Source organism: Escherichia fergusonii ATCC 35469, assembly GCF_000026225.1.
Lineage (GTDB): Bacteria > Pseudomonadota > Gammaproteobacteria > Enterobacterales > Enterobacteriaceae > Escherichia > Escherichia fergusonii.
In genome coordinates this window covers 3,964,543-3,978,761 of record NC_011740.1, presented here as the reverse complement: position 1 = coordinate 3,978,761, position 14,219 = coordinate 3,964,543, and the positions used below count along the sequence as shown (strand labels likewise).

Sequence of the window (14,219 nt, the reverse complement as noted above, 5' to 3'; positions counted from 1 at the left end):
AGGAATTATTCGGGCCATGAATGATTTCGGTTTGTTTATAAGCAAAATGTGTATAGTGACGGATCATTTTTTCATTTAAGATATTATCTCTCTTATCTATGTATTTATAAGGCAATTGAATGAAAAGGAATTTATTAGCTTCAGCTATTGTTATCGGCATAATGGCCCTCGGTATGACCGGATGTGATGATAAAAAAGCTGAAACACAAACCCCTCCGCCCGCCAATAGTCAATCAGCCGCACCTACGGCCGTAAAAGCAGAAGCTAAACCTGAAACCGCTGCCCAACCAGTGGTTGATGCGGAAGCGGTTTACAACGAAACAATGAATGTCTATATCAAGTGCTACAATAAGTTACAAATTCCTGTGCAGCACAGTCTGGCGCGTTATGTTGACTGGGTGAAAGATTTTAAACAGGGGCCGACGGGTAAAGAGAGCCATGTTTATGGGATCTACAGCATTAGTCAATCCAATCTCACTGAGTGTGAAAAAGGAATAAAAAGCGTAGTGGCGTTAACGCCTGCACTGGAACCCATTGATGGCGTGGCGTTGAATTATATTAATACTGCTGTAGCGCTGGGTAATACCATTAACGAAATGGATAAATATTACACCTAGGAAAATTATAAAGATGATGCATTTGCAAAAGGTAAAACGCTGCATCAGGTATTTGTAAAAAATATCGAAGCCTTCGAGCCGGTTGCGGAATCTTATCATGCAGCGATTCAGGAAATTAATGATAAACGCCAACTGGAGGAGCTCAAAAATATTGAACAAAGAGAAGGGAAAACTTTTAACTACTATTCTCTGGCAGTCATGATTTCAGCTAAACAAATTAATAAAATGATTTCGCAAGAGAATTTTGACGCCGAAGCGGCAATGAAGAAAGTGGCTGAACTTGAAACGCTGGTGGCGCAAGCCAAAGAAGTGAGTAAAGACAGTATGAATTCTCTCTTCACAGGTGCAGCAGACCGATATCAACTCGCAGCTAAAAAGTATGTTCGTCGTATCAGAGATAAAGTCCCGTATTCTGATTGGGATAAAGAGACACTTCAGGACGCAAACACAAGCTGGATGGTACAGGACTCTTACCCGCAATCATTACGCGCTTATAACGAAATGGTCGGTAATTATAACCGCCTGCGTTAAAAACCGTTGATTTTCAGTGAGAGATAGAATGTTGGTTAAGCCGCGTATGCGGCTTAACCTTTTAAATTACTGTGAATACCATGATGTCAAAACCGCATATGTAATGTCTTGCACCTTTGCGCTCCTGAACCGTTAAAGGATGGTTCGACATATTGTATTAATATGGGCATTTTCAGATTGCATATTAGGAATTCCAACTGAAACGTTCACTATATAATAATAAACTGGAGGGAATATTTCATTGGTCCATACATTGAAAATTGATGTGTTTAAAATCCGATTAATATTCCCCCATTCACCATGCAGATTACCGATACCTCTTATCCCTGGTTGTCCCAGGGCAGTAGCAGAAGTCAAATCTTTTAAAAGAGGCAGGTTCTCTGCGCCACCACACCTGTCTATCGCCTGTTGCCGGGTATCTTGAACAGGAGAAATAGTACTGAACCATGCTGTCAAATTAAAAGTGTAGGTGTAGATAATATTATCGTCGGATAGTGAGATAAAATTAATTGTCACCTCGCGGGTCTCTGAAGTGGGTTGTCCGATAAATGACACTTCATGACTGTTGGGAGACATTGTATTCACATGCAGCCAGTCGCAACTATTTTCATTACCTCCACATGTTGTTTTATCATACTCTATTTGCATATCACTACTCAGAATAAACCACGCGCCGATGAATCCTGTGGTCGGAAATCCTTCATCTAACCCAAAATTACCGTCGTTGGCAACAATCGTTCCAGTCATCGGTAACCGCCGCCTTTCTACACTATATGGATTCGATGTTGCATCACGGTCCCATGTCTGAAGCCTGATGGACACTTGCGTGCTGTCACGCCAGCTGTTCAGCGTAAAATGGCGGATATACGTACCGGCGGTATCGCCTTCGCTAAAGACATCTGTCGCGGAGGCTGCGTCAATTGTCAATACAGCGTCATTCACAAGGGCCAGTTTTCCACTGACCGGATTTTTCCAGGCATCCCGGAGCGTGACCGTCAGTTCCAGAGTATCCTCCACGGTATATGACTCCTTGTCCGTTTGCAGGCTGGACTCAGACTGCACAGGGGTTCCCGCCACGATAGCAAAAGGTGCCGTCTCCTTACGCCAGCCTTCCAGCTCAAGCGACGCTGTCAGCGACGTACCGGCTTTCTGCGCAGTCCAGTTCGCCTCGTATTCCCCGGACGGGGTTTGCTGCCAGCCGCGTTCCTGAAGTCCGGCTTCCGGTAACGTCACGCTGTCCCTGAGGATGTTTTCCATGCCGCTGACCGGGTTGCCCCAGTCGTCCTGCAGCGTCACGGTGAGTGTCAGGGTGTCACCTGCGGTGTAAGTTGCTGCCTCACCGCGTTGGATCGCGGAGTTTTTGACGACCGGCGCAGCTGCCACAATGGTGTAGGTGTCAGAGGATTTTACACCATCATCCAGCGCCAGTTTCACGCTGTCCTGCCCGGCAATTTGTGCCATGTAGTACGCCGTGTAGGTGCCTTTATGTTGCGTATCCTCAGTCCAGATACTGCCCTCTTTGCGGGTGGCGCTACCCACCTCTACGGCATCGTTCAGTATGGCTTCACGCCCGCTCAGCGCGTTACCCCGACTGTCTGCCAGTTTCACGGTAATGAGCATATCGTCACCGGCCTGGTAGCTGTCTTTATCCGTATCAACGAAGGAATTATCGATTACCGGTTGCGCGTCGATGATGCTGTAGGTCGCCGCCACCTTCCAGCCGCTGTCCTGATTTAACGTCACCTGTAAATCTGCCCCGGGCTCACCGGCAATGAATTGCGCACTGTAGGTGCCGTCGCTGTTTTCCTGCCACTGCGTGGGCTGCGGCACGGTGTGGGCGGCAACCACATGCGTAGCCAGGTAAGACTCCTGCGCTGGAACATGATTTCCCCACGCATCCTTCAGCGTTACGGTGACAGGAATGAATTGACCTGCCACGAAGGTATCCCCGTCCGTGCTGATGCCCGACTGCGCCTCTGCCGGTTCGCCGGGCTGAATGTTATAGGGGTCCGATTGCCTTTCCTCATCACCCCATCCCGCCAGGTGAAGTGTGGCTTTATATCCGTTACCGGCTTGCTCTGCTTCCCATTCGGCACGGTATGTTCCGTCGCCTTTATCGGTCCATACCGTCCCCTTACGTGTTGCGCCCGGTACCTTAACGGTCTCATTAGTGAGAAGACCTTCTGCACCGGTCACCGGGTTTTCATTCGCATCCATGAGTATCACCGTAATGGTGATATCATCGCCAGCCGTAAAAGCGAAGTTGCTGGTGCGGAGGGACGAGTTTTCATAGTCCGGCCCGGCAGCGACAATAACAAAAGGCGCCGTCTCCTTACGCCAGCCTTCCAGCTCAAGCTTCGCTGTCAGCGACGGACCGGCTATTCGCGCAGTCCAGTTCGCTTCATATACGCCGGGTGAGGTTTGCTGCCAGCCGCTTTCCTGAATTTCAGCTTCCGGTAACGTCACGCTGCCCTCAAGGACGTTTTCCATCCCGCTGACCGGGTTGCCCCAGTTGTCCTGTAGTGTCACGGTGAGTTTCAGGGTGTCACCTGCGGTATAGGTCGCAGCCTCACCACGTTGAATCGCGGAGTTTTTGTCGACTGGCGCGGCCGCCACAATGGTGTAGGCGTCAGAGGATTTTGCACCATCATCCAGCGTCAGTTTCACGCTGTCCTGCCCGGCATGTTGCGCCATGTAGTACGCCGTGTAGGTGCCTTTGTGTTGCGTATCCTCAGTCCAGACGCTGCCCTCTTTGCGGGTGGCGCTACCCACCGCCACGGCATCGTTCAGTATGGCTTCCCGCCCGCTCAGCGCGTTACCCCGACTGTCTGCCAGTTTCACGCTGATGAGCATATTGTTACCGGCCTGATAGTTGTTTTTATCCGTATCAACGAAGGAATTATTAATTGCCGGTTCACCAGCGATGATGCTGTAGATCGCCGCGACCTTCCAGCCGCTGTCCTGGTTTAATGTCACCTGTAAACCCGTGCCAGGTTCACCGGCAATGAATTGCGCACTGTAGGTGCCGTCGCTGTTTTCCTGCCACTGCGTGGGCTGCGGCACTGTGTGGGCGGCAACCACATGTGTACTCAGGTAAGACGCCTGCCCCGGGGTATGATTTCCCCACGCATCTTTCAGCGTTACGGTGACAGGAATGGCGTCACCGGTGGTGAAAATTGTACCGTCAGTGCTGATGTGTGACTGCGCCTCTGTTGGTTCACCGGGCTGAATGTTATAGGGGGCCGATTGCATTTCCTCATCACCCCATCCCGCCAGGTGAAGTGTGGCTTTGTATCCGTTACCGGCTTGTTCTGCTTCCCATTCGGCACGGTATGTTCCGTCGCCGTTACCGGTCCACTCCGCCCCCTTGCGTGTTGCACCCGGTACTTTAACAGTCTCATTAGTAAGAAGATCTTCTGCACCAGTTACCGGGTTTTCCGACGCGTCGCGCAGGGTTACCGTCACGGTGAACCGTGTTCCGGCGGTGAAATTCGCCGCGCCCACATTGATGCGGGAATTTTTCGCCACCGCTTTCCCGGCGGTTAATGTCACGGAGGTGACATCCGGCGCCATATCCACATTATTGACCTGGGGCATCAGAGAGGCCTGACCGGACTGGGTCCCCGTCAGCGTGCCAGTGTAGATGCCTTCGCCCTTGTCGGTAAATCCGCTGAACTCCGTCCCGCCCAGCCCGGTAACTTTCAGTGTCAGGCTGTTATTGTCCGTCAGGCCTGTGACGGGGTTTTTCCAGGCGTCCATCGCCTTGTAGGTCAGCGTACTGGGCATCTCCTTGTTATTCGCTTCAATCGACGTTGGATTTGCGCTAAGCGCCGACTGCCCGGCATTCACATCACCAGCGATGATAAGGTAAGGCTCCGACGAGATATCACCGTCAGAGATTGTCAGCCGGGCTTGCAGGTTAGCGCCAGTGTTCTGTGCCTGATAAATCCGCTCGTATTTGTCCTCTCCGATTTCCTTCCACGCCTGTAGCGGCCAGGCATGTTGCACCTCCAGTTTCTCAGCAGTCTGCAGTGCTTCCTCGCTCCCCAGAGGATTGCCGAATTTATCCCTGAGTGCCAGGGCGACAACCATTTCATCGCCAGCCCGGTACTCTGTACTCGCCACGGCGAGGGTGGACTCTTTCACCGAAGCCCCCGCAGATTTTAGTTGCACTTTCACTGGCGCACCGGCCAATGCCAGGTTACCGACTTTGGGCATAATATAGACATCACCCGGCGTGGTGCCGTGAAGCACGGCGGTGTAGGTGCCCGGCTTCTCCTGCGAGAAGTGTTTACTCAACGTAATGTCCATCTTCTGTGATGTTTCTGCCACCGCGTCTATTGTCAGGTCGCTGACAATGTTGTCGTAAGCATCTCGCGCTATAAATTCCAGCGTTGCGGTATCGTCACCGTTAGCGAGAATGGCAGGTTTATCAGTGCCAAGAAGAGATTTTGTGGGATTCGCTTCACCGGGATGAATGGCATACGGTTCGGTGGATTTGCTGCCGTCGGCGAGTCTGAGCGTCGCTTTGTGGGCATCACGGGCGTTTTTCGCGATGTACTGCATCCGGTAAATGCCGCCGTCTTCTTCCTGCCATGCTGCTCCCGCTGCCGGTTCCATCCCGCTTACCGTAACCGATTCTTCGGTCAGTAACGCCGCCTGGTGAATGACCGGGCGCTGCTGTTCATCCCGGAGTATGACGGTGGCTGTCACCGCATCCCCGGCGCGGAAAGCCTGTCCGGCCCGGTCTGCCCTTGAGACCGCCGGCGACAGGGTTATGGAGGAGTGTTCGCTCACGGGGGTGGTGTTGACTAATGTTACCGTCACCGCGTCTTTTGCCGCATCCTTACCGGCGACCTGTGGCATCACGCGGACCTCGCCCGGCATCGTGCCTTTGAGTTCAGCCGTATACGTCCCTTTCGTCTCTGTCTCGGTGAAGGTGTCGCTGAGCACCAGCGCCATCCCTTGCGGGGCAGTAAACGAGGTGCTTACCGTAAGCGCGCTCACCGCTTTGCCCTCTGCATCCTGTGCGCGGAAGGTCAGCACCGCTTTCTCTGTGCCATCCGGTTTCAGCGTGGTTTTATCACTGGTCACCTGTGAGTGCTGCGCACTCAGTTGCGGTGCCAGCACCACCACCGAGGCCTCTTCGCGGTTGCTGCGGTTGCCTTTTTCATCTTCTGCGGTCACTGCCACCCGGTAAACATTGTCGGTCTGTGGCGTCGCCGTGTAACGGTACTCCGGCAGGGTGACGGTGACCTGATTAGCCTCAGTATTCACCACGCCACCCGCGCTTTGCAGTTCTGCCGCTTCGGCCCGTAATGTCTTCAGCGCATATTTACTTTGCAGCGAAGCCACTAAAGGTTTCTGCTCGCCGCCTTTGCCGGTCACCGGATCGTGAAGTTGCAGTTTCACCAGTTCCTTCTTGCGGTACTCCAGCACGATATTGTTGTTACGCTCCACCAGGTCATGGCGGCTACCGGCGAGGCTCCGGCGGTACGCCACCGCGTCCGGATCAAGCTGGTGGGCCAGACTCACGCCCGGCGTGTAGGTCAGGTTGAGGGCAAAGCGGGTGTCGTTCTCGCCACCTTTGCCCTGTTTCTGCTCTGCGCTCAGTGAAATTAGTGGCACCGGGGTGTAGCTCAGCCCGGCGGTGAAGGCGTGCGGATCCTGCTGGCGCTTGTCTTTGCCGAACAGCGCGACTTCATCGCCGTAGTACTGCTCATACATCAGCGTCGCCCCCAGTTGCGGGTACGCGGGCAGATAACCTTCGGCCCGCACATCCCAGCCGTTCGCCGGACGGGCTTCATAGTCGTAGTCAAGCTCCGGCGCATCCCGCCAGCCGGACAGGCGCAGGTAACCATTGGCCCCGAGCTTCAGGTTGTCGCGCCAGTACTCGCCACCGAGGCCCATGCGGCTGTGGTAGCGGGTCAGGTCATGGTCAAAAAACAGGTTCACGCCAGCCATGTAATCCGGCGCAAAATGGCGCCAGCCCGCTCCGGTGTTGAGCTGGTTGCGGTCATCGGTGCGGTGAAAGCTGTGCTGGGTAAAGAGCAGGTTTTCCGGGGTGTCATGCCACGGCAGTAGCAGGTCGAAAGCCGAGCCTTTGAGGGTGAAATCCTCATCCAGTCCCAGCGTCACCCGTACCGTTCCCCACTGACTCAGCCACTCCTGGAAGGCCGACTGCGCCGTGCTGGTCGCGTAGCCGCGCGCCATCTCTGCGGCCTGGCGGCTGTTCATTCCCGACTGTAGCATTCCCGCGGCCTGAGTGGTCATCCCTGCCACCTGTGCCGCTGTCGCATCCTGCTCAGACAGCACAGCAGGCGCCGCCTGAGGCGCGGCAACGCGGTGACCGGCAGTGGAGGCTACCGGGAACAGTACCTGGGTGACAATGCACAGTGACGCCACGGCACGGGTCAGGCGTGATGAATGAAACCGGGCAGAAATCATGGGAACGCTCCTTGTCAGACATAACTGAAGATAGTTTCGCCTGGCGTTCCGCCGGTTGAATATCCGGTGAAAACCGGAGATCTCGCTAAAAAATAGTTAAGCAGGAAAGTGGATATTAGCCCTGGCGAAGTAACGCCATAAACGCCTCATACCCTGTTAACCCGGCAATAGTCTCTGCCGGATGCTGGCACAATACGCTTGCCAGATAGCTGAATATTTTCAACTCGTGGCGCGCATCGGCGGCGGCACAGGCAATCAACACATGGTTAATGACTTCGTTATTCACCCCGATCGGGTGGGCGAGGGTAATAAAAAATCCACGAAAACGGCGTTCCTGTTCGCTCCAGCAATGTGGGATGGCGAGACGATTAACAATCAGGTTTTCGCCTTCGCTTTCGCGGGCGATGACCCTTTGTGCTTCATCGGCGGTAATGTGGTGTTGCGTCACTAATTGCGCACATATTTGCCGGGTAATATGTAGCCAGCTTTCACCGCGTACATTCGAAAAATGAAAACTTCCGGGGGCAGAGAAAAAACGCTCCGGTTGCTGGCGAATAAATGCCGTCGCCAGAAAATGTTTTATTTGTTCGATACCGGCAGCCGTAATGATATTTTTTACAGTGATGCAATTATTGACCGCGTCATCCAGTAAATAATGGCTGTTATTAATGATCAATAACGGCTCAATCTCTTCGCGAATGGCAACCAGTTCGCTTAAGCAGCGGGCAATAATCACCCGACAATTCAGGACGTCGCGCTCAATGGCGAGCTGATTAATAGTGGCAATCGCGTTCTGATCAGAGAGCAAAATGATCGGCTGGCGTTCGTTTTGATGCCGTTCCAGCGCACAGGCAAAATACAAACCGATCAGATCGCTGTCGAAAAGGGGAATATCGAGCTGTTCACGCAGTAGCGTAATAAAGTGCAGACTCATATCAAAGGCCGCAGGCCAGGCGGCTTTCAGGTTATTCATGCTGCTTTGGCGGTGCTCACCAATCCACACCGGCGCGGCAAGGCAACGTAATAAATGCCCGGTAATATTATCAACCAGCTGCGTATCAATAATATTCAATGACGCAATGCCCGGCACCCTTTGCAGCAATGCCAGCACATGATCGGCAGAAATTACCTCTGCTTGCTGATACTGTTTTTCTATCAACTCCGTCAGCGTTCTTACAGCGTTATCACCAAGAAACAGGCCGCTATATTCAACGATCTGTTTTATCTCGCTACCGGGATATTCAGGCCATATGTCAGTAAACTGATTACGCAACGCGTAAATAGCCAGAATCAGGCTTGAGAGATAGTCGCCTTGCATCAGCGGCCAGCGACGTTGCTTTTCGCAGGCGGTGGTTAATTGTTGAAAATTGTCTCGTGTTACGCCCGCCAGCGGAATTAAAAACGGATCTTTGCGTAAAAGATTCGCCAGCAAAATAATGCGTTTCTCTTCTGTCTCATCAATGAAATGGCCCAAACCAGGGCGACTAGCGAGACAAAAACCGCGTTCATAGCGCTGTTTCAGGCGGGGCAGGCGCTCTGCTACCCACGTTTCTGGCAAATTAAGCGCCGAGGCGAGTTGCGCACGGGGCGTAAAGGTATTCAGTAATAACAGCGCCAGCAGCCGATCGTCGTTATCGTGCTTTTGCAGCAACTGAAAAAAGCTGCGGCGCTCGAAGATTTCCAGCTGATAGCCCGCGTTGCCACTGGCGGAAATGCGGGCTTTGCCGTTAAGGGTAAAGTTGAGATAGTCAATATCACGCAGGATGGTCCTGCCAGAAACGCCAGTCTGTTGCGCCAGCTCGCCAGGCGTGCGTGGCTGTTGCTCCAGCAGATCGACAATCTTTAACTGGCGTTCGTTTAGCATTAATCCACCTGACGGAACTGGCTAAACGCGTTGACTTTCTCCGCGGTTAAGGTGGTCAGAAAATCCCGTATCAACGTGAGCAGAGCATCGTAATCGGCTTTTGAAATCATACCGCTATTGGCGTGCAGATAACGCGTTGGCAGACACAGCGCGACAACCGGACGCCCGCCGCCCATCACGTTGTAGCGCCCGCCATCCGTCGCACCGGTTTTCATAGTGGAAAATTGCAGCGGTAAATCATTCTGCGTGGCACAGCTTTTTAACGCTGCTACCAGTTTCTGGTTGGGGAAGTAGCGCTTGTCAAACAACATCAGCCCCGGCCCGTTGCCCAGTTTCAGCGGGTATTTAATGTTATCAATGCCCGGAACATCGCCCGCGACGGCGGTATCCAGCACGATCACCACATCCGGTTTAATGTGTTCAGCCGAGGTTTGTGCCCCGCGTAGCCCAACTTCTTCTTCCACACTGCCAACGCCATAAAGCGTAATTTCGGGGTTATTTACTGTCTGTAGTAGCTCGGCCATCATTGCGCAGCCGATGCGGTTATCCAACGCCTTGCTGACCACTTTATCTTCGCCCCAGCAGGCAAAATTGGCCTCAGGGCTAATAAAATCGCCAATTTCCACGCCGCGCTTTTCCACCTCTTCGCGACTGTTTGCGCCAATATCAATGAACATCTCATCAAATGACAGCGGTTGTTGCTTTTGTTTTTCGGTTAACGCATGAGGCGCGACGGAACCAATCACACCAGGGATTTTCACTCCCTTGTGTGTGCGTATGGTTACCCGGTGGTTGAACATCGACTGATTCCACCAGCCACCAATGGTGGTGAAACGCAGAAAACCGCTCTCGTCGATGTGGGTGACCATAAAGCCGACTTCATCCATATGCCCGACAACGGCAACTTTCGGCCCTTTATTCCCCTTACGGGCAACAAAGCTGCCCAGCCCATCGAAGGTGATCTCATTCACGCAGGGTTCCAGCGTGTTTATCAGAATGTCGCGAACTTCCTGTTCATCGCCGCTGACGGCGCTGGCTTCGCACAACTGTTGCAGTAACTCAATGTTCATGGACAAGCTCCTGTTGCGCGGCTTTCGCTTTGCGGCGTAACCACAATCCTTTCAGGACGATAATGAATGAAATGTTCAGCGCGAGACCAATCGCCAGCACCAGATAAAACGAACCTACCGGCGACATCAGGCCGATCAGCGGGTCAAAGATACCCAAACCCGGTGCCAGCCGTTTGATTCCGAACGCGATCACCAGCACGCCGGTAATACCGCCCGCCAGCGTATTAGCGGTAATCATCGGCAACGGAGCGGCCAGAGCGTAAGGAATAGCCGGTTCGGTCGCGACAGTGGCACCGACCACAATGGCACTACTGGCGGCTTCTTTTTCCTGTTGAGTAAACAGTTTGGGCGCAATGAAAGTTGCAAGACCCGCCGCGACAGGCGGCATCAGCGCGACAACGCCGACGATGGCGTACCAGTCGTAAATGTGTTTTTCCAGCAGTGAGAAGCAGAAGAACCAGGCGGTTTTGTTAATGGGGCCGCCCATATCGAACGCCAGCATCGTACCGACCAGAAACGCCGCCGCAAACTTCATTGACGGAGGAATGGTGTTCAGGAAGTGCAGCAGCCCGCCCATGAGGTCGGACATCACCGGTCCGATAACGTAGTAAGTCAGTACGCCAAAAACCAGCAGAGTAACGAACGGGATTAGCATTGAACCGAGCAGCGGTTGTAACGCTTTGCCGAGACGGACTTTACGGAACCAGAAGACGAAATAGCCAATCGCCAGCCCCAGCACCACCGCGCCGAGGAATCCCGCACCCGACTGGGTGCCGAGTAGGGCTTTGTCGTTTGCCAGATAACAAACCAGAAAAGCCGGAGCGAAAGCCGGTTTATCGGCAATCGACGAGGCAATATAAGCGCCCATGATGGGGATCATAAAGGTGAAACCGAGATAACCGATGGATTCAACCACCCAGGTAAACGACGGCGCACCTTTCGACATATCGGTATACGGCAAACCGAACTGCACCAGCATGTTGGCAAGCGCCACCAGGATACCGCCACCGATGACAAACGGCAGCGCCGCAGAGACGCCCGCCATCAGGTGGCTCATCACGCTGCCACTTTGCACTTCCTGTTTGCCAAGCTTCACGCCGCTATCTGCGGCAAAAAGTTGTGAGTTTGTCGGCAATTCACTGAAAATCTGGTCGATATTTTTCAGTGCCTGAGAGATGGCAATCTCATACACCTTTTTCCCGGCAAACCGCGCGCGATCGTCACCGCTCAGGCCACGCCCGGTAGCGAGAATGACATAATCGGCAGCGGCAATCTCTTCGCAGGATAAGCGGTTTTCAACGCCGCTTGACCCTTGAGTTTCCACTTTAATGGTATGGCCGAGAGAACGGGCTTTCTGTTCCAGGGCTTCCGCCACCATGTAGGTGTGAGCGATCCCGGCGGGGCAGTTGGTGATCGCGACAATACGTAAGGATGACTCCATAGCCACTTCCTTATGAGCTGAGGGTTTGATTTAACAAAGCAAGCACCTGGTCGGCGTCGCCCTGTCGCAGTTGGTTGATAAAATCCTGGTGGATAATTTTGCGACACAGTGTGCCGATGATTTTGACCTGATCCTCTTCGCCACTTTGCGGCACGCCGAGGCAAATCCAGCAATTGACGTCTTCGCCATCGCTGGCTTTCCAGTCAATGGCCTGCGCTTTGCGGGCGAATAATACGAACGGTTGTTTAACGCAGGCGCTTTTACCGTGCGGCACGGCGACACCAGAACCAAAACCGGTGGAGTGCATTTTTTCGCGCAGCAGCAGGGTTTGCAGGAACTGGTGTGAGTCGGTGATAAAACCGTTTTGTAACGCCATTGTCGCCAACTGCTTCAGAATGGAATAAGTGTCATTGCCCTGAATATTCAGGTCAATACAGCTTGCAGTAAGAGCAGCCATTAATCGAACTCCATAAAATATATTTTAATCAATTGTAATGGTGGAGCGATTAAGTGATGAGAGGCGATATGTCGGTAAACAATGACAATTTGAGACAGAGTGTAAGGTCAAATTTGCGGAGTAATGCACATAATGGTTATTTAAATAAACCATATGAATCATTAATGGGTTATTCATTATTTTTTATGATTTACTCACAATGTATCAGGGAAATATAACTTACCGGGAGATGTAATATGTTTAACTTTTCAAATCGAAATTAAAAATATTGTGCCGAAGGCGTCTCCGGCACATTAGGCAATTACGGCAGATAAAACACTTCTTGCAGTTCGCTACTCACCGGGCTGTTATTCGGGTTAGCGGGCATGACGTCGGTCATGTATTTCCACCAACGTTGGCAAACATCAGTACTGGCAACCGCATTCCAGCGCTCTTCAGATTCAATTTCTACTGTGGCAAACAGCAGATTACGCGCTTTGTCGAGGTAAATGGCGTAGTTATGCGCACCGTGAGATTTCAACACCACTTCCAGTTCTGGCCAGATAGGATTATGCCGATGCTGATACTCTTCGTGAGCATCGGGGTTAACCTGCATCACAAATGCCTTACGGATCATAATGCCTCCAGATACAGCTCGCGCACCTCGTCGCGGCTGGCGGTACGCGGGTTACATGGCGCGCACGGGTCAGCCAGGGCTTTATCTAACCAGCCTTCAATATCTTCTTTGGTGATGCCAAGTTGGCTGAATCCTGCCGGAATACCCACGCGATGGCTTAATGCGCGGATAGCGTTAATTGCTTCAATGCTTGCCGCTTCGTCACTCATATCACGCGTATCGACACCCATCGCCTGAGCAATGCGGGCAAAGCGTGCGATGGCATTTGGACGGTTAAAGTTTTCAATAACTGGCAACAAGATAGCATTGCACACACCATGTGGCAGGTTGTGGGTAGCGCCAGGCTGATGCGCCAGTGCGTGAACAAGGCCCAGACCCGCACTGTTAAATGCCATACCTGCCAGGTACTGGGCGAATGCCATTTGTTCACGGGCTTCCAGATTATGACCATCATCTACCGCTTTTGGCAGCCACAGCGTAATCAAACGGATAGCTTCCAGTGCGTTAGCGTCGGTTAATGGATGTGCACCAACAGAAACATAGGCTTCAACTGCGTGAGTCAGTGCATCCATACCCGTGGCGGCGGTAACAGAGGCCGGGATCTCCAGCATTACACTGGCATCATCCACCGCAATATCTGGAATGATATTCGGGTCAATAATGACCTCTTTTACCTGCCGCGCGGTGTCGATGATCACTGCATTGCTGGTCATCTCAGCAGCTGTTCCGGCAGTCGTATTGATTGCCACCAGCGGTACGCCGGGGTTTGTCACTTTACCCACACCAGAGTACGCCGTAGAAGGCGCGGGATTAGCGGTAAGGATTTTTACGGCTTTTGCAGTATCAATTGGGCTACCGCCACCGAAAGCAATAATGTAGTCACATGCGGCATCCTGAAATGCAGCGTAGCCTTTTTGCACCAGTTCTTCGGTGGGGTTAGGAAATACCTCATCAAATAAGTGATAAGACATTTCGTGTTGATCCAGTGCGGCAAACAGGCTGTCCAGTAATCCCAACTTAACCAGTTGCCCATCGGTAACGATCAGTGCTTTTCCCCACTGTTTATTTGCAACCAGATTTACCATATCGCCAATTGCCCCAGCACCATGCAGGCTAATTTTCGGTAATGCCAACATAAAACTCATAATGACTCTCCTTAAGTTCAAATCCATCTTT

7 protein-coding genes and 1 pseudogene are annotated in these 14,219 nt (G+C 52.5%); 1 reads left to right on the top strand and 7 read right to left on the bottom strand.

Annotated features, from left to right (window positions below; all coding sequences use genetic code 11):
* Window positions 1–119: 119 nt before the first annotated feature.
* Window positions 120–1,148, top strand: a pseudogene (locus tag EFER_RS19370) (YiiG family protein).
* A 132-nt stretch (window positions 1,149–1,280) separates the two neighbouring features.
* Here the strand turns inward: EFER_RS19370 and EFER_RS19365 are convergent.
* The 7 genes from EFER_RS19365 to fucO all read right to left on the bottom strand — a co-directional run bounded on the left by EFER_RS19365 (window position 1,281) and on the right by fucO (window position 14,188).
* Window positions 1,281–7,595 carry an inverse autotransporter beta domain-containing protein gene (locus tag EFER_RS19365; RefSeq protein ID WP_000622317.1) on the bottom strand — a complete coding sequence of 2,105 codons (6,315 nt, stop codon included), beginning with the start codon at window positions 7,593–7,595 and terminating at the stop codon, window positions 1,281–1,283.
* A gap of 115 nt (window positions 7,596–7,710) precedes the next feature.
* Complete coding sequence (locus tag EFER_RS19360) at window positions 7,711–9,459, bottom strand: putative frv operon regulatory protein (RefSeq protein ID WP_000931326.1); 1,749 nt, start codon at window positions 9,457–9,459, stop codon at window positions 7,711–7,713.
* Entirely contained in the window at window positions 9,459–10,529 is a 1,071-nt protein-coding gene (locus EFER_RS19355; RefSeq protein ID WP_001019457.1) for an aminopeptidase, read from the bottom strand. Before EFER_RS19355 ends, EFER_RS19360 begins: the two co-directional genes overlap by 1 nt.
* Entirely contained in the window at window positions 10,519–11,970 is a 1,452-nt protein-coding gene (locus EFER_RS19350; protein ID WP_000446004.1) for a PTS fructose-like transporter subunit IIBC, read from the bottom strand. Before EFER_RS19350 ends, EFER_RS19355 begins: the two co-directional genes overlap by 11 nt.
* 10 nt (window positions 11,971–11,980) lie before the next feature.
* Window positions 11,981–12,427 carry a PTS fructose transporter subunit IIA gene (locus tag EFER_RS19345; RefSeq protein ID WP_000729586.1) on the bottom strand — a complete coding sequence of 149 codons (447 nt, stop codon included), beginning with the start codon at window positions 12,425–12,427 and terminating at the stop codon, window positions 11,981–11,983.
* Window positions 12,428–12,728: 301 nt separating this feature from the next.
* Window positions 12,729–13,043 (bottom strand): L-rhamnose mutarotase, encoded by a 315-nt coding sequence (gene rhaM / locus EFER_RS19340; protein WP_000619485.1) that lies wholly within the window; start codon window positions 13,041–13,043, stop codon window positions 12,729–12,731.
* Window positions 13,040–14,188: a lactaldehyde reductase gene (fucO, locus tag EFER_RS19335; protein ID WP_000009271.1), complete on the bottom strand. Its 1,149-nt coding sequence runs from the start codon at window positions 14,186–14,188 to the stop codon at window positions 13,040–13,042. Before fucO ends, rhaM begins: the two co-directional genes overlap by 4 nt.
* Between the last annotated feature and the right edge of the window lie 31 nt (window positions 14,189–14,219).